General features: G+C 60.9%; 19 protein-coding genes. 7 read left to right on the top strand and 12 right to left on the bottom strand.

Annotation, left to right across the window (positions count from 1 at the left end):
- Window position 1: 1 nt before the first annotated feature.
- The 3 genes from HU759_RS02050 (at window position 2) to HU759_RS02040 (ending at window position 2188) form a co-directional block, all read left to right on the top strand.
- Window positions 2–883, top strand: coding sequence for a LysR family transcriptional regulator (locus HU759_RS02050; protein ID WP_170039453.1), 882 nt, complete (start codon window positions 2–4; stop codon window positions 881–883).
- 14 nt (window positions 884–897) lie between these two features.
- Entirely contained in the window at window positions 898–1755 is an 858-nt protein-coding gene (locus tag HU759_RS02045) for a glycine betaine ABC transporter substrate-binding protein (RefSeq protein WP_170039451.1), read from the top strand.
- Window positions 1756–1876: 121 nt separating this feature from the next.
- Entirely contained in the window at window positions 1877–2188 is a 312-nt protein-coding gene (locus HU759_RS02040; protein WP_003218128.1) for an antibiotic biosynthesis monooxygenase family protein, read from the top strand.
- A 38-nt stretch (window positions 2189–2226) separates the two neighbouring features.
- On the opposite strand, the gene HU759_RS02035 is transcribed toward HU759_RS02040, so the two are convergent.
- Window positions 2227–3306, bottom strand: coding sequence for a fatty acid desaturase (locus HU759_RS02035; protein WP_186617871.1), 1080 nt, complete (start codon window positions 3304–3306; stop codon window positions 2227–2229).
- Between the two features lie 101 nt (window positions 3307–3407).
- Here HU759_RS02035 and HU759_RS02030 point away from each other — a divergent pair, with 101 nt between their 5' ends.
- On the top strand, window positions 3408–4412 hold the full coding sequence (locus tag HU759_RS02030; RefSeq protein WP_099549546.1) for an AraC family transcriptional regulator: 1005 nt from the start codon (window positions 3408–3410) through the stop codon (window positions 4410–4412).
- 84 nt (window positions 4413–4496) lie between these two features.
- Here the strand turns inward: HU759_RS02030 and HU759_RS02025 are convergent, their stop codons facing one another.
- Together HU759_RS02025 and HU759_RS02020 are read right to left on the bottom strand one after the other, a co-directional pair.
- A complete protein-coding gene (locus tag HU759_RS02025; protein ID WP_017136700.1) occupies window positions 4497–4856 on the bottom strand; it encodes a response regulator in 360 nt (119 codons plus the stop codon).
- 38 nt (window positions 4857–4894) lie between these two features.
- Window positions 4895–5581, bottom strand: coding sequence for a Crp/Fnr family transcriptional regulator (locus HU759_RS02020; RefSeq protein ID WP_017136699.1), 687 nt, complete (start codon window positions 5579–5581; stop codon window positions 4895–4897).
- Between the two features lie 83 nt (window positions 5582–5664).
- On the opposite strand from HU759_RS02020, the gene HU759_RS02015 reads away from it, so the two are divergent.
- Window positions 5665–6192 carry an Mpo1-like protein gene (locus HU759_RS02015; RefSeq protein ID WP_099549548.1) on the top strand — a complete coding sequence of 176 codons (528 nt, stop codon included), beginning with the start codon at window positions 5665–5667 and terminating at the stop codon, window positions 6190–6192.
- Between the two features lie 122 nt (window positions 6193–6314).
- Here HU759_RS02015 and HU759_RS02010 read toward each other — a convergent pair whose 3' ends face one another.
- The 6 genes from HU759_RS02010 to dibA form a co-directional block, all read right to left on the bottom strand.
- Entirely contained in the window at window positions 6315–7295 is a 981-nt protein-coding gene (locus HU759_RS02010) for a sulfate ABC transporter ATP-binding protein (protein ID WP_017136697.1), read from the bottom strand.
- 3 nt (window positions 7296–7298) lie between these two features.
- On the bottom strand, window positions 7299–8171 hold the full coding sequence (cysW, locus tag HU759_RS02005) for a sulfate ABC transporter permease subunit CysW (protein WP_138451201.1): 873 nt from the start codon (window positions 8169–8171) through the stop codon (window positions 7299–7301).
- 13 nt (window positions 8172–8184) lie between these two features.
- On the bottom strand, window positions 8185–9003 hold the full coding sequence (gene cysT, locus HU759_RS02000; protein WP_138451204.1) for a sulfate ABC transporter permease subunit CysT: 819 nt from the start codon (window positions 9001–9003) through the stop codon (window positions 8185–8187).
- 170 nt (window positions 9004–9173) lie between these two features.
- Window positions 9174–10184 (bottom strand): sulfate ABC transporter substrate-binding protein, encoded by a 1011-nt coding sequence (locus tag HU759_RS01995; RefSeq protein ID WP_003170959.1) that lies wholly within the window; start codon window positions 10182–10184, stop codon window positions 9174–9176.
- Window positions 10185–10259: 75 nt separating this feature from the next.
- A complete protein-coding gene (gene oscA / locus HU759_RS01990) occupies window positions 10260–10442 on the bottom strand; it encodes a sulfur starvation response protein OscA (RefSeq protein WP_186617870.1) in 183 nt (60 codons plus the stop codon).
- 299 nt (window positions 10443–10741) lie between these two features.
- Entirely contained in the window at window positions 10742–12655 is a 1914-nt protein-coding gene (dibA, locus tag HU759_RS01985; RefSeq protein WP_186617869.1) for a phosphodiesterase DibA, read from the bottom strand.
- Between the two features lie 166 nt (window positions 12656–12821).
- Between dibA and desA the strand changes: the two genes are divergently transcribed.
- Entirely contained in the window at window positions 12822–14006 is a 1185-nt protein-coding gene (gene desA, locus HU759_RS01980; RefSeq protein ID WP_017136693.1) for a delta-9 fatty acid desaturase DesA, read from the top strand.
- A 323-nt stretch (window positions 14007–14329) separates the two neighbouring features.
- Window positions 14330–15331, top strand: coding sequence for a sensor domain-containing diguanylate cyclase (locus tag HU759_RS01975; RefSeq protein ID WP_186617868.1), 1002 nt, complete (start codon window positions 14330–14332; stop codon window positions 15329–15331).
- A 167-nt stretch (window positions 15332–15498) separates the two neighbouring features.
- On the opposite strand, the gene HU759_RS01970 is transcribed toward HU759_RS01975, so the two are convergent.
- The 3 genes from HU759_RS01970 to gabD form a co-directional block, all read right to left on the bottom strand.
- Complete coding sequence (locus tag HU759_RS01970) at window positions 15499–16701, bottom strand: HDOD domain-containing protein (protein WP_099549553.1); 1203 nt, start codon at window positions 16699–16701, stop codon at window positions 15499–15501.
- Between the two features lie 139 nt (window positions 16702–16840).
- A complete protein-coding gene (gene gabT / locus HU759_RS01965; protein ID WP_012721619.1) occupies window positions 16841–18118 on the bottom strand; it encodes a 4-aminobutyrate--2-oxoglutarate transaminase in 1278 nt (425 codons plus the stop codon).
- A 182-nt stretch (window positions 18119–18300) separates the two neighbouring features.
- Window positions 18301–19743 (bottom strand): NADP-dependent succinate-semialdehyde dehydrogenase, encoded by a 1443-nt coding sequence (gabD, locus tag HU759_RS01960; protein ID WP_056858131.1) that lies wholly within the window; start codon window positions 19741–19743, stop codon window positions 18301–18303.
- Window positions 19744–19844 lie beyond the last annotated feature (101 nt).

Below are 19844 nucleotides of genomic sequence, written 5' to 3'. Positions count from 1 at the left end.
CATGAATATCGATGCGTTGAACCTTTTCATGCGATCAACGGAACTGGGCAATATCACCGCAGCCGGCAGGGAGCTGGGACTCGCGCCCTCGGTGGCCAGCCACAAGCTGGCGAAGCTTGAAGAATACCTGGGCATGCGCCTGCTGCATCGCACTACCCGCCAGGTCAGCCTGACCGAAGACGGTGCGCTGTTTCTGCCCCATGCAATCAGGGTGCTGGCAGCCGTGGATGAGGCCTATCTGGTCGCGGTGAAAGGCAAGGACGTGGCCAAGCGGGTGTTAAGAGTGTCCGCCCCCGGATCCTTCGCGCGGATGTGCCTGATGCCGGCCATTACCCGGTTCTTGCACGCCAACCCGAAGCTGAAGATCGACCTGATACTGTCGGATCAAATGCAGGACCTGACCGAGATCGGGATTGATGTGGCAATCCGCATCGCCTCCCTGAAGGACTCATCTCTGGTGGCGCGCAAGCTCGGCTGCGACCGGCGCATCCTGTGTGCGGCACCCGCCTACCTCCAGGCGCATGGCGAACCGACTTCACCGGCGGAGCTGGTCAACCATTCCTGCATCCTGCTGGGCGACGAGGACCATTGGCGTTTCGTGGGCGCCCAGTCACACGAAGTAACGGCAATCAGTGGTTCGCTCAGAGTCAATTGCGGCGAAAGCGCGCGGCTTGCCGCCGAGGGTGGGCTCGGCATTGTCTCTGTTTCACAGTGGAACGTCAGGGCCTCACTGGAAAGCGGCGCGTTGGTGGAAATCATGCCGGGGTGTGTGTTGGAGCAAACCCGGGATATCTGGGCGATCTATCCCAGCGCGCGGTTGATCTCATCCAAGGCTCGGGCGTTCGTCGAGTTCATGATCGCCGAGTTCCAGGGCGATTTTTAGCATAGGAATAAATCATGACGGTAACTCACCAGGCTGCAGGCAAAACAAATCTCGCGAGCGGCCCACGCGTCGTTCGACTAGGGGTGACGGACCTGTCTTTCCATCGGGTTACCGCTGCGGTGGTAGCGCTGGTTTTGCAACGCATGGGCCTGACCGTCGAGCGCCACTATGCCCTGCACGAGGAAAACTTCGAGCAGTTGCGCAAAGGCTCGGTCGACATGCTGGTCTCCGCCTGGATTCCGTTCAGCCACGGGCTGTACAAGCAAGCGGTGGAGGCAGTGACGCCCACTCGCGAACTGGGCTTGCACTACCAGCCTTATGCCTTGTGGGGAGTGCCGGACTACGTCAGCGAGCAGGACGTGGAATCCATCGAGGACCTGCTCAAGCCCGACGTCCGGGCCCGGATGAACCCGCTGATCCAGGGGATCGGCCCGGGTGCAGGCATTACTCGTTTCTCGCTGAAAATCATGGACGAATACGGGTTGAACAACGCCGGATATCAGTTCCGCACGGGCAGCCAGGACGATTGTATTAAGGCGTTCGAGGCGCTGTATCAGCAGCGGCGCTGGGGCATCGTGCCACTGTGGCACCCTCAGTTCCTGCACCACCGTTATCGAATTCGCGACCTGAAAGACCCCAAGGGATTACTCGGCAGTGTCGACAGAGCAGTGCTGCTGGCCCGCGAGGATCGCTTGGTGTTACTCACGGCTGCCGAAATCCAGGTGCTGGACAATATTCGCCTCTCCAACCTCATCGTTGCCGAACTCGATGATGCGCTCAACCGTGGCGGGCAATCCGCAGATGCCGCCGCGAGCGATTGGCTGGCAAGGCATCCCGACACCTTGCGCGCCTGGCTCGCCCCCCTGGCCTGACTGGGCAACGAGGCCTTTTACGAATTCTGAATTCGCGGCGGACTGGCTACAAGGGCCTGCTCACTGAGGCTAGTTTGGCGATGCAGATGTTCTGCAATCTCCCCAAACCGAGGACTCCAACATGCTCTACCTGGTTTTCAGCGGCACCATCAAAGAAGGCAAGCAGGCCGAGTTCTATCGTGATGTAGCGGCCGTCTCACAGAAACTCACCCATCAGCACGACAAGGCCGTGGTCTATCAATGGCATAAGGATGAAGAGAACCCCAACCGGTTCTTTCTCAACGAACAGTGGGAAAGCGTCGCGGACCTGCACGCGCATTTCGAAACGCTCTACAAAGCCTTCGGCCCGGCGAAACCCACCGAGCGCCTGCCGGCGAAAATCCTCGCGTACCTCGATGAAGCACAGGTGAACTTCTACCAGGCCATTCAGTAAACCGTACCCGGTCACCCCAGGGTGACCGGGACGCTTGCTCAGCGCGTGGTCGTTTCCATCGGGTTGAGTTCGCTCAGCCGTCCCTCCTGGCGCTCAAGCCGATTGGCGCGGGTAAACGTGCCGATATCATTGAAGCGCACACCCATCTCGCGCATCACCTTATGCGCCACCTTGGCGGTCATCTGACGGATGTAGAACGGCTCCTTCACCACAAAATGGTGGATGCCGTGAGTGCTGCCGAAGTTGAAGCAAAACGCCTGCAACGGCCACATCCACCACGGGTTGAGCACCTGGGTTTGCTGGATCACGTTGCCCAGTTCCACATCGCCGTAATAGTGCATGTTGGAGCTGACAAAGTGCAGGCAAAAGGTGCGCAGCACGTTAGGACCGATGAGCACCACGGCGGCGATATCAATCACCTGCATCATCTGCAAGGTACCGGCGGACCACTGGATTGGCGCGCCCATCAGGCTGGCGATGCCATTGGCGGCATGAAAGCCCAGGAACACATACCACGCGCCCCAATGCAGCAGCGCCAGCGGTGCGTACACCAGCAGCGAGCGTTTGAGGATCTTGAGTTTGTGACTCCAGGTCTTGGCCCGCAGCATGCGGATAAACGCCGACATCACGTTATCGCCCACCATCAGCAACCGCGCGAACCCCCACGGCTCGCCATTGGTAATGGCGCGCTCTTCCATATCGGTTTCGGTGCCGGACACCTTGTGGTGGTTAAGGTGCAAATGCCGGCGTATCCACGGGTTGATGGTGCTCGGCCGCGCCAGCCACACCAGGCCCATCATCAGGTTGTGTGGCACACGTTGCTTGCGAAAGTACATGCTGTGGATCAGGTCGTGTTCCAGCTCGTGGGTCAGCGAAGCGAGGAAAGCGTTGAGCAGCAAACATGCCCACCAGGCCATATGACCGGTGATATAGAGCGCCGCCGAACCGAGCATGCCGAGCAAGGCAAAGGCCAGGATGCCCGCGCCCAACGCGTCCTGATGCAGCAGCCAGGGGTGCTGTTGGCGCAACCGCACGCCCTCGGCGAGCACCACTTCGCGGATTTTTGCCGAGCGCTGTTGCGCATTCATCTGTTGGGGACTTGCAGAAGTACCGTCCATGCTCCCATCCTCTTGTTAAGTGATACGTCCATCCTGCCCCAAGCGATCGGGCGGGACGCTAGCCCCGGACGCCAACCTGTTGACCGCAAGCGCCAATCACCATGACTGAACCCACGTCTCTCGCCAGTTGGACCCGCGCCCTGCGCAAGCAGCTCGACGCCCTCAACCTGGACAGCGCCGCGCTGTGCATCGAGGCCGGGCTCGACCCGCAGCAGATGGACGACCCCAACGCACGCTACCCGCTGTCGGCCACCACACGCCTGTGGGCGCTGGCAGTGCAGGCCAGTGGCGACCCGGCGATCGGCTTGCGCGTGTCGCGGTTTGTGAGCCCGACCACCTTTCATGCGCTGGGTTATGCGCTGGTGGCCAGCGGCAGCTTGCGTGAGGTGTTCGAGCGCATCGTGCGGTATCACCAAGTGGTCAGCGATGCCCTGACGCTGGAGCTTAGCCGAGAGGGTGAGCGTTACCGCTTTCGTCTGCTGCAACCTGCGGACAGTCCGGCACCGGCGCCGGAAGCGATTGATGCGTTTGCAGCGATCTATGTGCGCACCTGCCGTAATCGCCTGGGCCGTGACTACGCGCCGTTGGCAGTGTACCTGCGGCGGCCGGAACCGGTGGATCCAAAACCCTGGCACACGGTGTTTCGCGCACCGGTGTTCTTCGATGCCGAGGAAGACCGACTTGAATTTTCCGCCCAGGACTTCGACAGCCACCTGGACGACGCCAACCCCGAGTTGGCCGAGCACAATGAAACCGTGCTCAAGCGCACCCTGGCCCAGCTGCAACCGCTGACCTGGGAACGCAAGGTGCGCAGGGCGATCGAGGAACAATTGCCGGAGGGCGAGCCGAGTGCCGAGCGCATCGCCCAGGCGTTGCACCTGAGCTTGCGCAGCTTGCAGCGGCATTTGGCGGATGAAGGCTGTCGGTTTGATGCGTTGCTCAATGAGTGCCGCGAGAACCTGGCGCTGCTGCACCTGCGCGATCCGCACTGCTCATTGGCCGAGATCAGTTATTTGCTTGGGTTTGCCGATACCAGCAGTTTCAGCCGAGCGTTCAAGCGCTGGACGGGGATGACGCCGGGGCAGTTTCGCGATGGGTTGCGCTAGGTCGGGCCTCATCGCAGGCAAGCCAGCTCCCACAGGGCAATGCATTTCAACTGTGGGAGCTGGCTTGCCTGCGATAGCGGTGGCTCAGCGACCACGCCGCAAGAGTTTTTTCACCCGCGCCACCAGCACCTTGGCATCAAACGGCTTGAGCAAATAATCATCCTCATGCAGTTCCAACCCACGCAAGCGGTCTTCAATGCCACCGGGCGTGGTCAGGAACAGCACGGGTGTCTCACCCTTTAACCGAATCGCCTGCTGCAACTTCCAGGCATTCAGGCCCGGCAGCATCACATCCAGAATCACCAGGTCGTACTCGGTGCTTTCCACGAAACGCAACGCCGCCATGCCATTGGCCGCGACTTCGACGCTGTAACTGGCCTCGTTCAAGCCCTGGGCCATCCGCTGCGCCTCTTCGGATTCATGTTCCACTAACAGCACGCGCATAACACACCTCGATTAATCAGGCTTGCAGGCTAACACCCTCAGGTGTGCGCCGCCTCACGCAGTCGCCGGGCATCAAGGATTTCGATCTCGCCGTAGCCCAGGCGCACGATGCCTTGGGCCTGCAGGTCCTTGAGCAAGGCGTTGGTGGTCTGGCGTGACAGGCTCAGCATGGCGGCCAGGTCTTCCTGGGGCAGTTGCAGCATGCTTTTTAAAGACTCGGCCTCGCCATAACCCTCGACGATCATCAACAGACGATGGGCCAGGCGCACCGACGCCGGCATCAGGCTCAATTGCTCGATATTGATAAAACTCAGGCGCAGCTTCTGGCTCATCAACAACGCCAGGTCGCGCCAGTACTGCGGGCTTTCATTGAGGATACTGAGCAACGCCTGCTGTGGCACCTGCAGCAGCGTGCACGGCCCGACGGCGCAGGCGTCGTGGGTGCGTGGCAGGCCGTCGAACAGGCAAATCTCACCCAGCCAGAAGGGTGATTCCACCAGGCTCAACAGTGCTTCCTTGCCGTGTTCATTCACCGCACTGATGCGCAAGGCGCCGTCGAGCACCGCGTACAGGCCACAGGGTGGGTCGCCACGCTTGAACAGGGTTTGCCCCGCCGCCAGCTGCCGCTGCCGGGCGTGGGCCAGCAGGCTATGCTGAAAAGGCTCAGGCAGGTGGCTGAACCAGTGGCCAGAGGCCAAGCGAGTACGCCATTTCTCTGTGTCCATGAGCACTCCGAAGATTGTCGCCCAGCTGACAGTCAGTCACAGGCGGACAGGGCATGATCAAGCATCCTACAGGAGGAACAACAATGAAAAGCCTCGTCGACCACCTCAGCCAATACGCCGCCTACCACCGCGACCCGCGCAATATCGCCAGCCACTTTATCGGCATCCCGTTGATTGTGGTCGCCGTGGCGGTGCTGCTGTCGCGCCCTGAATGGGCAATCGGCAGCCTGTGGATATCTCCGGCAGTGCTACTCGCGCTGTTTTCGGCATGGTTCTACTTGCGCCTGGAACTGGCGCTGGGCCTGCTGATGACGCTGTTGATGGGTTTGTCGGTATGGGCCGGGCATGCGCTGGCGGCACAGAGCACGCTGGTATGGCTGAGCAGCGGCATCGGTATGTTTGTGGTGGGCTGGGTGATTCAGTTTGTCGGGCACTATTACGAAGGCAGGAAGCCGGCGTTTGTGGATGATGTGTCGGGATTGATTGTGGGGCCGTTGTTTGTGGTGGCGGAGCTGGCGTTTGTGCTGGGGTTGCGGCAGGAACTTAAAGAGCAGATTGAGGCGCGGTCCGGCCCGGTAGAACGCCGCGATCTGAAGCCAAGCAAGGTCTGAATGTGGGAGCTGGCTTGCCTGCGATACAGGCACCTCGGTGTATCAGTCACACCGTAGTGATGCTATCGCAGGCAAGCCAGCTCCCACATGATCGTTCCCACGCAGAGTGAACGATCTGAGGGTCAGGCTTTTTGCCAGACCTTGGGCTTGAAGAACAAGGTCTCGCCACGCGCCAATCCGGTCAGGCTGTCGTGGTCTTTGACCACTTCGGCCTCGATCAGCTCGCTTTGGCCTTCGACCTTGAGCGTCACCCGTGTGGTGGCGCCGAGCGGGCGAATATCGCGCACTTGCGCGGCGTGGTGATCTTCCAGCTCATGGCGCGACAGCGACACTTCATGCGGGCGGAACAGCACGTGCTTGTCTTCGCCCAAGTGCAGACGGTTGGAATCACCGAGGAAGTGATACACAAAATCGCTGGCCGGGTTTTCGTAGACTTCGCCCGGTGAGCCGATCTGCTCGATCACGCCCTTGTTCATCACCACGATACGGTCGGCGACTTCCATGGCCTCTTCCTGGTCGTGGGTCACGAACACCGAGGTGAGGTTGATATCTTCGTGCAGGCGCGCCAGCCAGCGGCGCAGCTCTTTACGCACCTTGGCGTCGAGGGCACCGAAGGGTTCATCCAGCAGCAGCACCTTGGGTTCTACCGCCAGGGCGCGCGCCAGGGCGATACGCTGACGCTGGCCACCGGAGAGTTGTTCCGGGTAGCGATCCGACAGCCAATCAAGCTGCACCATATTCAGCAGTTCATGCACTTTGACCGCAATCTGGCTTTCGCTCGGGCGCTGGTTTTTCGGCTTCATGCGCAGGCCGAAGGCAACGTTGTCGAACACGGTCATGTGGCGGAACAGCGCGTAGTGCTGGAACACAAAGCCGACGTTGCGATCACGCACGTCGTGGCCGGACACGTCTTCGCCGTGGAACACGATGCTGCCGGCGTCCGGGGTTTCCAGGCCTGCAATGATGCGCAGCAAGGTGGTCTTGCCGCAGCCGGACGGGCCCAGCAACGCCACCAGCTCGCCACTCTGGATGTCCAGATTGATGCTGTTCAGGGCCTTGAAGGCGTTGAAGTTCTTGCTGACATTACGGACTTCGATCGACATGACTTATTCCTCACCGGCGCTGTTGCGCAGGCGGTTGATACGGTTCTCGCTCCACTGCTTGAGCAGCAGGATGAAGAGCGCCAGGATCAGCAACAGGCTCGCGACGGCAAACGCGGCGACATGGTTGTATTCGTTGTAGAGGATCTCGACGTGCAGCGGCAGGGTGTTGGTGACGCCGCGAATGTGACCGGACACCACCGACACCGCGCCGAACTCACCCATCGCCCGCGCGGTACACAGCACCACGCCGTAGATCAGGCCCCACTTGATGTTCGGCACGGTCACATGCCAGAACATCTGCCAGCCATTGGCGCCCAACAGGCGTGCGGCTTCTTCTTCCTGGGTGCCCTGCTCCTGCATCAACGGGATCAGTTCACGGGCCACGAACGGCACCGTCACGAAGATGGTCGCCAGCACAATGCCCGGCAAGGCGAACACGATCTGGATGTCATGGTCTTGCAGCCACGGGCCGAAGAAGCCCTGGGCGCCGAACATCAGCACGTAGACCAGGCCCGCGATCACCGGCGACACCGAGAACGGCAGGTCGATCAGCGTGACCAGAATGCTCTTGCCACGGAACGAGTACTTGCTCACACACCACGCGGCACTGACGCCGAACACCAGGTTGAGCGGCACCGAAATCACCACGGCGATCACCGTGAGCTTGAGCGCCGACAGCGCGTCCGGCTCAAGGATCGCCGTGAAGAACGCGCCGAGGCCATTCTTCAAACCCTGGGACACCACGATAAACAGCGGCAGCAGCAGGAACAGGAAGAACACCAGCCAGCCCAGGCCGATCAGGATGCGTCGCGACACCGCGCTGCCACGCCGGGCAGCATTGGCCGAGGCTGCAGCGGAAATAGACGATTGGGACATGCTCCGCGCCTCCTTATGGACGTTCGATGCGCCGCTGCAACAAGTTGATCAGCAGCAGCAAGACAAAGGAAACCACCAGCATCAACACGCCAATGGAGGTGGCACCGCGGTAGTCGTATTGGTCGAGCTTGACCATGATCAGCAGCGGCAGGATCTCGGTTTTCATCGGCATGTTGCCGGCGATGAAAATCACCGAACCGTACTCACCCACGCCACGGGCAAAGGCCAGCGCAAAGCCGGTCAGCCAGGCGGGCAGCAAGGCCGGCACGAGGATGTAGCGGAACACCTGCAACGGTTTGGCGCCCAGGCAGGCGGCGGCTTCTTCGATTTCCCGGGGGATGTCGGCCAGCACCGGCTGCACCGTGCGCACCACGAACGGCAGCGTGACGAAGGTCAGCGCCAGGGTGATGCCCAAGGGGCTGTAGGCGATCTTGAAGCCCAGGTCGGCGGCGAACTGGCCAACCAGGCCGGTCGGCGTGTACAAGGCGGTCAGCGCAATACCGGCAACGGCCGTGGGCAGGGCAAACGGCAAGTCGATCATCGCATCGATGATCTTGCGGCCCGGGAAGGTGTAGCGCACCAACACCCAGGCCAGCAACGTGCCGATCACGCCATTGATCAACGCGGCGTAAAGCGCGGTGCTGAAGCTCAGTTTTAACGCCGCCAGCACACGCGGTGCGGTAATGATGGCCCAGAACTGATCCCAAGTGAGTTGAGCGGCATGTACAAACATCGCCGCCAGGGGGATGAGTACGATCAGGCTGAGGTACACCACGGTGTAGCCCAGCGTCAGCCCGAAGCCGGGTATGACGGGGGAAATACGACGCGACATAAGAGTCCTTGGTTAAAGGGTAAACACCACTGCCTTTCTGTGGGAGCTGGCTTGCCTGCGATGCAGGCACCTCGGTGTGTCAGTCACACCTTGGTGATGCTATCGCAGGCAAGCCAGCTCCCACACAAGCCGGCCCCCGCCGAAAGGCGGGCTCCTACAGGTAATTTGGCTTACTGCGCCGTGTAGATCTGGTCGAACACGCCACCGTCGTTAAAGAATTTCGGTTGGGCAGTTTTCCAGCCGCCGAAGTCTTTGTCGATAGTCACCAGGTCCAGTTTCGGGAACTGCTGGGCGTATTTGGCGGCCACTTTTGCATCGCGTGGGCGGTAGAAGTTCTTCGCCGCAATCTCCTGGCCAGCCGGGCTGTACAGGTGCTTGAGGTATTCGGTGGCGATCTCGGTATTGCCCTTTTTCTCGGCGTTTTTGTCGACCACGGCCACTGGCGGCTCCGCGAGGATCGACAGGGACGGCACGACGATATCGAACTTGTCGGCGCCGCCGTCTTCTTTGAGTGCCAGGAACGCCTCGTTTTCCCACGCCAGCAACACGTCACCCTGACCGTTGTTGACGAAGGTGATGGTCGAACCGCGAGCGCCGGTGTCGAGGATCGGCACGTGCTTGAACAGCTCTTTTACGTATTCCTGGGCCTTGGCTTCGCTGCCGCCGGATTTAAGGCCGTAGGCCCACGCGGCGAGGAAGTTCCAGCGCGCACCGCCGGAGGTTTTCGGGTTAGGCGTGATAACGGAAACGTCTTTCTTGATCAGGTCGCCCCAGTCCTTGATGCCTTTAGGGTTGCCCTTGCGCACCAGGAACACGATGGTCGAGGTGTACGGAGTGCTCGCATCCGGCAGGCGGGTTTGCCAGTTTTCCGGCAGGGTCTTGCCCAGTTTGGCGATTTCATCGATGTCGCCGGCCAGGGCCAGGGTCACTACGTCGGCGCGCAAGCCGTCGATCACCGCACGGCCTTGCTTGCCCGAGCCACCGTGGGATTGCTGGATCTTCACGTTGTCGCCAGGGTGGGACTGTTTCCAGTAGCTGGTGAACTCAGCGTTGTAGTCCTGGTACAGCTCACGGGTCGGGTCATACGAGACGTTGAGCAACTCGTAGTCCTTGGCAACGGCGGAACCGGCAAACACGGCGCTGGCCAGTGCGGCCAGGGCGTAACGGCGAATCGACGACATAGAAGCTCCTGATAATTCTTGGGTGTTGGCTTTTTCTTATAGTTGCGGGTCTAGCATGCGAATCGCCGTTGTTGCTTAGCTCGGTTTGCTACCCGGGTTCTGCAAACGGAATTTTTCCTTGCGCTCGATCTGGACCACTTGGGCGTTGTGCACAGTGATTTCCACCGCGCCAAACCGCAGGTCGCGCAAGGCGCTCTGGATCTCACGCAAAATGGCTGCTTCGTCCTGGCCGTCGACGCTACGTAGAGATGCGCTCATGGTCTCGCTCCTGAAATAAATAGTGCCTGGCAGTGGCGGCACTGCTTGCGGCGTGAGGGCGATAGTAGATAAGCGCGGATATTCTTAAAAATACTATTTAAGAATGTTTATATAACCAGAAAGAATTTTCTGACAGGACGTGGGGTTGCGAAGGTTTTGGCCTGGAAAATACTGCTACCCAAGCACCGCTAAACCCTGTGGGAGCCGGGCTTGCCCGCGATCGCGGTGTGTCAGGCACTGATGTTTCGACTGATACTGCCTCATCGCGGGCAAGCCCGGCTCCCACATTGGCCTGCATTTCACATGCGGATAGAGGGTGCCCTGGCCCAATCCATTTCTTGCGCTGGCACCGGCCGGCCAAACCAGTACCCTTGGCCCAGATCACATTCCTGCGCCAACAAGAACCTTGCCTGCTCCACCTGCTCAATGCCTTCAGCATGCACCTGCATGCCCATGCTTTTTGCCAAGGCGATCACCACGCGCACAATCGCCGCGTCGTCTTCATCCCACGGCAAGCCGGCGACAAAACCCTGGTCGATCTTGAGCTTCTGCACCGGCAGGCGCTTGAGGCGCAGCAATGACGAATAACCGGTACCAAAGTCGTCAATCGCCAGGCGCAGGCCCAGCTCGCGCAGGCGGTGCAATTGCTCAAGGGCGACTTCGGGGTCTTCCATCACGGCGCTTTCGGTGACCTCAAGCTCCAGATAAGCCGGGTCAAGGCCGGTGGTGTGCAGCACCTGGGCGACTTGCTCATACAGTTCACGCCGGGCAAACAAACGGCTGGAGACATTCACCGCAATAAAGCTCAACGGCGCGCCATCGGCCAGCCATTGGCCCATCTGGCGGCAGGCCTGGTCCATCACCCAGGCATCGATATCGGCAATCAGCCCGGTGCGCTCGGCAATCGGGATAAATTCACCCGGCGGCACCAGGCCGCGCTCAGGGTGTTGCCAGCGCACCAGGGCTTCGACGCCGACCAGACGACTGTCTTGCAGGTCGTGCACGGGCTGGTAGTACACACGCAGCTCTTGCTGATCGAGGGCGCGGCGCAGTTCGCTGGCGATTTCCACGCGGTGCTGGGCGTGGGCCGTCAGTTCTTCGGTGTACAGCGCATAACCTTCGCGGCCGGCGCTCTTGGCTTTGAACAGCGCGGAGTCGGCATTGCGCAGCAGTTGTTCGGCGCTCAGGGCATCACTGGGAAACAGACTGATGCCGATGCTGGCGCTGATAAACAACTGGTTGCCGTCGAACACAAACGGCTCTTTCATCGCATCGAGCATGCGCTGTGCCAGCGCGGCAGCCTGCACCACCTGTGGACAACTTTCGGCCAGCACGGCGAACTCATCGCCACCGAGGCGCGCCAGGGTCACGCCGGGGCCGAACAGGCCCTTTAACCGCTCGCCAACGGCCTTGAGCAGCTGGTCACCGACATTATGGCCGAGGCTGTCGTTGATGATCTTGAAGTGGTCCAGGTCCATCAACAGCAACGCGCAGCCGCGTTTGTGCACTTGCGCCGAGGCCAGCGCCTGCTCGGCGCGGTCGGTGAACAGCAGGCGGTTGGGCAAGTCGGTGAGCGGGTCGTGGTGGGCCAGGTGCGCCAGTTCGTGCTCGGAGTCCTTGATGGCGCTGATGTCGGAAAACACCGCGACGTAATGGCTGACCTGGCCCTGGTCATTGTGGATAACTCGGATGGTTTGCCACTGTGGATAAATCTCACCGCTTTTACGCCGGTTCCAGATTTCGCCGCTCCACTCGCCGGTGCGTTCGAGGGTCTGGAACATCTGTTGATAAAAATTCGACGAATGGCGTCCGGACTTGAACAGGCTCGGCCGTTCGCCCATCACGTCCTCTCGGCTGTAGCCGGTGATCTCCATAAAGGCCCGGTTCACATGCACGATCAGCCCATGGGCGTCGGTGACCAGTACGCCTTCACGGGTGCAATCGAACACGGCGGCGGCCTGTTGCAGGCGTTCATGGTTTTCTTTCAAGGGTTGCTGCAATCGATGGGTGCGGGCAAAACGGGCACAGATCAGGTAAATGACCCACGCGCTGAGGGCCACCCACACATAACCGCGCGCCTGCAACCAACGTCCTAACTGCCTCGGGTCATCGAGAAAGTTGATCAATAGGTGGTTGCTGAGCTGGAGCCACACAACGGAAACCAGCAGGTATACCAGCCCCACCCGCAGGGCACCTCGGTACGAAAACAGCATATGGTCAGTAATCCTTACCCAAAAAACAAAATCGCCCTACAAACGCTGCGGATTATAGAATAAGAAACATCCAGTCACTCCTATCTGAAAGGGCGGCTGGTTTTCTCTGTAGGCTTAGTGATAATGCGTGAGCTGTTTTTTTCTTTATCTGAGGGCCATACAGCCTATGTGGTACAACGGTTTTCTTGACCTGTCAGCCTGGCAACTGGTGGCAGTCACGCTGTTGATGACCCACGTGACCATTGTTGGGGTCACGGTCTATCTGCACCGTTATTCAGCCCATCGCTCCCTGGAGCTCAATGCCGGCCTGAAACACTTCTTCCGCTTCTGGCTGTGGCTGACCACGGCGCAGAACACCCGCGAGTGGACCGCCATCCACCGCAAGCACCACGCCAAGTGCGAAACCGTCGACGACCCGCACAGCCCGGTCATCAAGGGTTTGTCCACCGTACTGCGCAAAGGCGCCGAGCTGTACCGCGCCGAGGCCGAGAACCCCGAGACCCTGCGCATCTACGGCAAAAACTGCCCGGACGACTGGATCGAACGCAAAATCTATACGCCTTACCCGCTGCTGGGCGTGGCGATCATGGGGGTCATCGACCTGCTGCTGTTCGGCACCATTGGCATCACCATCTGGGCGATCCAGATGATGTGGATCCCGTTCTGGGCCGCCGGCGTCATCAACGGCCTTGGCCATGCGGTCGGTTATCGCAACTTTGAGTGCCGTGACGCCGCCACCAACCTGGTGCCGTGGGGCATCATTGTTGGCGGCGAAGAGCTGCACAACAACCACCACACTTACCCGAACTCGGCCAAGCTGTCGGTGAAGAAGTGGGAGTTCGACCTGGGTTGGGCGTGGATCAAAGTGTTCAGCTTCCTGCGTCTGGCCAAGGTGCAGCGCGTCGCGCCGATCGCGCACCGCGTGGAAGGCAAAGGCCACCTGGATATGGACACCGCCATGGCGATCCTCAACAACCGCTTCCAGATCATGGCCCAGTACCGCAAGTTGGTGATCGGCCCACTGGTCAAGCAGGAGCTGGAAAAGGTCGATCATTCGGTACGCCACCAGTTCCACCGTGCCAAGCGCCTGCTGTCGCGTGAAACCAGCCTGCTGGATGATCGCCACCACGTGCGCATCCAGAGCATGCTCGAACACAGCCACGCGCTGACCGTGATCTACGAGAAGCGCCTGGCGCTGCAGCAGATCTGGCTGAAGACCAGCACCAATGGCCATGACATGCTGGCCGCGATCAAGGAATGGGTGCATGAGGCTGAGGCCAGCGGCATTCAGTCCCTGCGCGATTTTGCCCACCAGTTGAAGACCTACTCGCTGCGCCCTGCAGCGGTCTGACACGGTCTAGTGGTGAGCGGGCTTGCTGTGGCGAGCAGGCTTGCCCTGCGTTGGGTTGCAAAGCAGCCCTGAAACCAAACACCGCGCCCTGCCTGGCAGAACGCGGTGTTTTTATTGGGGCCGCTGCGCGCCCCAACGCGGGGCAAGCCCGCTCGCCACAGTAAGCCCGCGCTCTGCATACTGGTTTCTGACGCCATTTCTTAGTCAGCCCGTTCACGGAACTTCACCGCAAATCCCCTCTCTCAAGGAACACTTCGCCATCATGGTGGCCCTTGCACTGACCGCTGCTCCATCCTGCGGCGAGCCCAGAGAGAGTTGTGCCGATGGTTCCCGAAAAGCCTTATTCAACCGATGCGCCCGTCGCTGAGCACCCACGCCCGGCTGCGGCGGCCACCCTGCTGGCGCTGATGCATGCCCAAGGTGAAGTCGAACGGCTGAGTGAGCGTGAACAACTGCTCAGTTCGCTGTTGGTCAGCGTGAATGCCGTGCTGTGGGCCATCGATTGGGAAACCCGGCGTGTGTTGTACGTGAGCCCGGCCTACGAGCGGGTGTTTGGCCGATCCGCAGGTTTACTGCTCGCCGACCACCGCGAATGGCGCAACAGCATTCACCCCGAAGACCTCGATTACGCCGAACACAGCCTGGCCCGGGTGCTGGAAGACGGCGCCGTGGAGGACCGCGAGTACCGCATCATCACCGCCGACGGGCAGATTCGCTGGCTGAGCGACAAGTGCTATATCAACCAACAAGTCGAACCCGGCAAGCCGTTGATTGTGGTGGGCATGGCCGAAGACATCACCGAAAAAAAGCACATGGAGTTGGAGCTGCACCGACTCGCCACCACTGATGTGCTGACCCAAAGCAGCAACCGCAGGCACTTTTTCGAATGCGCCAACCAGGCGTTCGACAGCGCCTGCGCCCAAGGCGCCCCGCTGGCGTTCCTGCTGCTGGACATCGATGACTTCAAAGACGTCAACGACAGCTACGGCCACCTGGAAGGCGACCAGGTGCTGCGGCGTATCGCCGAGAGCGGTCGCGGCGTGCTGCGCCGTGGCGACCTGTTCGGGCGCGTTGGCGGCGAAGAGTTCGCTGCGGTACTGCCTGGCTGTGCGCCGCACATGGCGTTGCAGGTAGCCGAACGGCTCGGCAAGGAAATCCAGGCCCTGAGTTTCAGCTATGAAGGCCGGGAGTTTACCGTGACCGTCAGCCAAGGCCTGGCCAACCTGCGTGAAGACGACTCAACCCTGGACAGCCTGTTCGCACGGGCCGATGCCGCCATGTACGAGGCCAAGCGCCAAGGCAAAAACCGCGTCATAGAGGGCTAGAACTCGATCAACCAATGGGAACCGGCCTGGTTGGGAGCTGGCTTGTGTGGGAGCTGGCTTGCCTGCGATGCCGGCACCTCGGTCTATCAGGGGTACCGAGTTGATGCTATCGCGGGCAAGCCCGGCTCCCACACAAGCCCGCTCCCAGACCTGAACTTCGTTGCCAGCTAGGTTTTGCGCACCCGCGTCAGCTCCGACAAGCCCACCTTGAGTAACCTGGCCGTCTTGCTCTTGGCCAGCGCTTCCAACCCCTCATGCTCGGTCAGACGCGCCATTTGCGCCGCCAGGTTCACCACCAGCGCGTCGCGCGAATACACCCCGCCTTCAAGTGAGTAGGTCGCGGCAATCAACTGCCGCAACTCCAGCGGCAAGCGCCAGCGCGTGCGCAACGCCGAGCCATAGGCGGCGCCAAAGGTGTCGAGGGACTCACCGATTGCCTCGTCATCCAGCGCCCCGCCACCCAGGCGCCAGTCTTCCAGGCAGCGTAACAACGCCAAGTCACCCAGCCGATGCAGAATGCCCGCGCAGTAGCAACGTTCGTGGTCCAGTTCGAGCATGCGCGCCAGGCGGCGGCCGTAGTCGGCGGTGTCCTGGGACAGCTGCCAGTGGCGCTCGGCGTAGGCCACCAACGCCGGGTCACCCAGCACCACGTTGTGCTTGAGCGCCAGGCCCAGGATCAGATTCATGCTCTGCCCGGCGGCGAGCTTTTGCAGTGCAGCGGCCAGGGTCTGCACCGGCGTGCCGTGATGGCCGGCGCTGTTGGCGGCGGCGATCAGCACAGCGGTGATTTGCGGGTCGGTTTTTACCTGATCTTCCAGTTGCTTGAGGTCCAGGCCGTCCGGCGCCAGGCTGTGTTGCACGGCGGCTTTCACATCGACCCGCAGCGGCGCACCATCACAGACGTCGCGGCGGCGTTCCAGGAACACTGGCAAGGCCATACCGGGCGCCAGCGGCGGTATCTCGCAATACACACTTTCGCCTTCATCGAGCAGCAGGTCTTGCAGGCGCTGGGTCAGGCCTTCCATGTTCAGGGGTTTGGTCAGATACGCCGTGGGCGCCAGGGGCAAGGCTTCGCGCACGCTGGCGCTGTCATTGCGACTGCTCAGCAGAATAAACGGCAGCGAACGGCGCTTCTGGCGCACGCTGCGCAGCAGGCTCAGGCCATCGACGCCCGGCAGCTCCCAATCCGCCAGGATCAAGTCGTAGGTTTTGTCTCGCAACAGCGTGGCCGCTTCCTGGCCATCGGCACACACATCCAGCCGCGCGTCGCAGCGCACATTCAACAACACTTGCTTGAGCAGGTCCCGCGACCAAGGGTCCGCCTCGGCAATCAACACGCGGGGTACAGCGGGTAAATCAACAGCAGTCATCCAGCACGCTCCATCGGCAATACTTGCACCTTAGACAATCACGCCGCCTGCGTACAATGAACATGGCCTGAATGTGCTGCAGCGGGCACAAAAAAACCCGCCGAGGCGGGTTTTTTCTGTCGATCAAGTCAGCCTCCGCTTACAGCTCGGAGAAGCACTCTTCGATGATCGCCAAGCCTTTGTCCAACTGCTCGTCCGGCGAGGTCAGCGGCACCAGTACGCGCAACACGTTGCCGTAGGTACCGCAAGACAGCAGGATCAGGCCCTTGTCACGCGCCTTGGCCACCACGGAAGCCACGGCAGCGGCGTTTGGCTTGTGGCTGTCGCCATCTTCGAACAACTCAACCGCGATCATCGCGCCCAGGGCACGCACTTCGCCGATCACCGGGTACTTGGCTTGAATGGCTTTGAGGCCCGTCACCAAGCGCTCGCCAACCGCCTTGCAGCGGTCCAGCAGGTGCTCTTCTTCGAACACTTCCATCACCGCCAGCGCAGCAGCGCAAGCAATCGGGCTACCGGCATAAGTGCCACCCAGGCCGCCTGGCGCAATGGCGTCCATGTATTCAGCCTTGCCGCACACACCGGCCAGCGGGAAGCCGCCAGCGATGGACTTGGCGAAGGTGGTCAGGTCGGCAGCCACGCCCATCTGTTCCATGGCGAAGAACGTACCGGTACGGCCGGCACCGGTTTGCACTTCGTCGGCGATCAGCAGGATGCCGTGCTTGTCGCACAGTTCGCGCAGGCGCTTCATAAAGGATTTAGGCGCAACGTAGAAACCGCCCTCGCCCTGTACTGGCTCGATGATGATGGCAGCGATATCACGCGGCTCGGCATCGTTCTTGAAGATGCGCTCGATGCTGGCGATGGCATCGTCATCGCTCACGCCGTGCAGTTCGTTCGGGAACAGTGCGCGGAATACGCCGCCTGGCATCAGGCCCATGCCAGCCGAGTACGGCACGACTTTACCGGTCAGGCCCAAGGTCATCATGGTGCGGCCGTGGTAAGCGCCGGTAAACGCGATTACGCCAGCACGGCCAGTGGCGGCGCGGGCGATTTTCACGGCGTTTTCGACCGCTTCGGAACCGGTGGTGACCAGCAGGGTTTTCTTGGCGAAATCACCTGGCACCTTGGCGTTGATCTTTTCGCACAGCTCCACGTACGGCTCGTAGGCCAGTACCTGGAAGCAGGTGTGAGTCAGCTTGTTCAGTTGCTCGGTCACGGCCGCGATGATTTTCGGGTGCACGTGGCCGGTGTTCAGCACGGCGATACCGCCGGCGAAGTCGATGAACTCGCGACCTTCAACGTCGGTCACGGTGGCGTTCTTCGCGGATTCGGCGAAGATCGGGTGAATCTGGCCAACACCGCGCGGTACAGCGGCTTCGCGGCGTTTCATCAGGGATGCGTTGGTCTTGCTCATAAAGTCCTCATTCGCCACTCATCGGGTGGCGTGGTCCAAGGAATACGTGGCGGGGAGGCAACTACGGCAGCATGCGATGATCGACTGCCACAGCTTTCCCGGCCACTACGAATAACGTCTTCAAACACGCAAAGGGTCAGCGCTCTCGTGCCCTCTGCGTTTACTGCAATCCCGTGCCGAGCTTAGATGCCCAGGCAGAGGTATTTGATTTCCAGGTAATCCTCGATCCCGTACTTGGAGCCTTCACGGCCCAGGCCCGAAGCCTTGATGCCGCCGAACGGCGCCACTTCGTTGGAGATCAACCCGGTGTTCACGCCAACCATGCCGTATTCCAGGGCTTCGGCCACACGGAACACACGGCCCAGGTCGCGCGCGTAGAAGTAGGAAGCCAGGCCGAACTCGGTGTCATTGGACATCGCGATCACTTCGGCTTCGTCTTTGAAGCGGAACAGCGGCGCCAGTGGGCCGAAGGTTTCTTCCTTGGCAACAGCAGCGTCTTTGGGCACGTTGACCAGAATGGTCGGCTCAAAGAAGTTGCCTTCCATCACCTTGCCACCGGCCAACAGCTTGGCACCTTTGCTCAGGGCATCGGCGATGTGCTCCTGAACCTTGGCCACGGCTTTTTCGTCGATCAGCGGGCCAGTGGTGGTGCCTTCTTCCAGACCGTTGCCGATCTTGAGTTTGGCCACGGCCACTTTGAGTTTTTCGGCGAACGCGTCGTACACCGAATCCTGGATGTACAGGCGGTTGGCACACACGCAGGTCTGGCCGTTGTTGCGGTACTTGGAGATGATCGCGCCTTCGACGGCCTTATCGAGGTCGGCGTCGTCGAACACGATAAACGGCGCGTTGCCGCCCAGTTCCAGCGAGACTTTCTTGATGTCCTTGGCGCATTCGGCCATCAGCTGGCGACCGATTTCGGTGGAGCCGGTGAAGGACAATTTACGCACGATCGGGTTGCTGGTCAGCTCGCTGCCGATATCACCGGCGCTGCCGGAAACCACGCTGAACACGCCTTTTGGAATGCCCGCGCGCTGGGCCAGTTCAGCCAGGGCGAACGCCGAGTACGGGGTTTGCGAAGCCGGCTTGAGCACCATGGTGCAACCGGCGGCCAGCGCTGGGCCGGCTTTACGGGTGATCATCGCGGCCGGGAAGTTCCACGGCGTGATGGCCGCGGTAACGCCGATCGGTTGTTTGATCACGATCAGGCGCTTGTCCGGCTGGTGGCCAGGAATCACATCACCGTAGACGCGCTTGGCCTCTTCGGCGAACCACTCGATAAAGGAAGCGGCGTAGACGATTTCGCCTTTGGCTTCGGCCAGCGGCTTGCCCTGCTCCAGGGTCATCAGGCGCGCCAGGTCGTCCTGGTTCTCGATGATCAGCTCAAACCAGCGACGCAGCTTGTTGGCGCGGTCCTTGGCGGTGAGTGCACGCCAGGCCGGCAGGGCCTTGTCGGCGGCTTCGATGGCGCGGCGGGTTTCAGCCGCGCCCATCTTCGGCACGGTGCCGAGAATTTCGCCCGTGGCCGGGTTGTTGACCTTGATGGTTTGACCGTTGTCCGCATCGACCCAAGCGCCATCGATAAAGGCTTGTTGGCGGAACAACTGGGTATCTTTGAGCTGCATGTCGGCTTTCCTTAACAGCACCGCGCGCACGCGGAGCGAATTAGAGTTGTTGAAAGGCGCCTTGTGGGCTGCCGTCAGGGAAATCAGCCCCAGCACGCGAG

The organism is Pseudomonas sp. OE 28.3, from assembly GCF_014268205.2.
Lineage (GTDB): Bacteria > Pseudomonadota > Gammaproteobacteria > Pseudomonadales > Pseudomonadaceae > Aquipseudomonas > Aquipseudomonas edaphica.
This window is presented reverse-complemented; position numbering and strand designations above follow the sequence as displayed.

Bases quoted from the DNA above. Each gene is read 5' to 3' on its own strand.
- HU759_RS02050 (WP_170039453.1), top strand. From the start codon at position 2: ATGAATATCGATGCGTTGAACCTTTTCATGCGATCAACGGAACTGGGC.
- HU759_RS02045 (WP_170039451.1), top strand. From the start codon at position 898: ATGACGGTAACTCACCAGGCTGCAGGCAAAACAAATCTCGCGAGCGGC.
- HU759_RS02040 (WP_003218128.1), top strand. From the start codon at position 1,877: ATGCTCTACCTGGTTTTCAGCGGCACCATCAAAGAAGGCAAGCAGGCC.
- HU759_RS02035 (WP_186617871.1), bottom strand. From the start codon at position 3,306: ATGGACGGTACTTCTGCAAGTCCCCAACAGATGAATGCGCAACAGCGC.
- HU759_RS02030 (WP_099549546.1), top strand. From the start codon at position 3,408: ATGACTGAACCCACGTCTCTCGCCAGTTGGACCCGCGCCCTGCGCAAG.
- HU759_RS02025 (WP_017136700.1), bottom strand. From the start codon at position 4,856: ATGCGCGTGCTGTTAGTGGAACATGAATCCGAAGAGGCGCAGCGGATG.
- HU759_RS02020 (WP_017136699.1), bottom strand. From the start codon at position 5,581: ATGGACACAGAGAAATGGCGTACTCGCTTGGCCTCTGGCCACTGGTTC.
- HU759_RS02015 (WP_099549548.1), top strand. From the start codon at position 5,665: ATGAAAAGCCTCGTCGACCACCTCAGCCAATACGCCGCCTACCACCGC.
- HU759_RS02010 (WP_017136697.1), bottom strand. From the start codon at position 7,295: ATGTCGATCGAAGTCCGTAATGTCAGCAAGAACTTCAACGCCTTCAAG.
- cysW (WP_138451201.1), bottom strand. From the start codon at position 8,171: ATGTCCCAATCGTCTATTTCCGCTGCAGCCTCGGCCAATGCTGCCCGG.
- cysT (WP_138451204.1), bottom strand. From the start codon at position 9,003: ATGTCGCGTCGTATTTCCCCCGTCATACCCGGCTTCGGGCTGACGCTG.
- HU759_RS01995 (WP_003170959.1), bottom strand. From the start codon at position 10,184: ATGTCGTCGATTCGCCGTTACGCCCTGGCCGCACTGGCCAGCGCCGTG.
- oscA (WP_186617870.1), bottom strand. From the start codon at position 10,442: ATGAGCGCATCTCTACGTAGCGTCGACGGCCAGGACGAAGCAGCCATT.
- dibA (WP_186617869.1), bottom strand. From the start codon at position 12,655: ATGCTGTTTTCGTACCGAGGTGCCCTGCGGGTGGGGCTGGTATACCTG.
- desA (WP_017136693.1), top strand. From the start codon at position 12,822: ATGTGGTACAACGGTTTTCTTGACCTGTCAGCCTGGCAACTGGTGGCA.
- HU759_RS01975 (WP_186617868.1), top strand. From the start codon at position 14,330: ATGGTTCCCGAAAAGCCTTATTCAACCGATGCGCCCGTCGCTGAGCAC.
- HU759_RS01970 (WP_099549553.1), bottom strand. From the start codon at position 16,701: ATGACTGCTGTTGATTTACCCGCTGTACCCCGCGTGTTGATTGCCGAG.
- gabT (WP_012721619.1), bottom strand. From the start codon at position 18,118: ATGAGCAAGACCAACGCATCCCTGATGAAACGCCGCGAAGCCGCTGTA.
- gabD (WP_056858131.1), bottom strand. From the start codon at position 19,743: ATGCAGCTCAAAGATACCCAGTTGTTCCGCCAACAAGCCTTTATCGAT.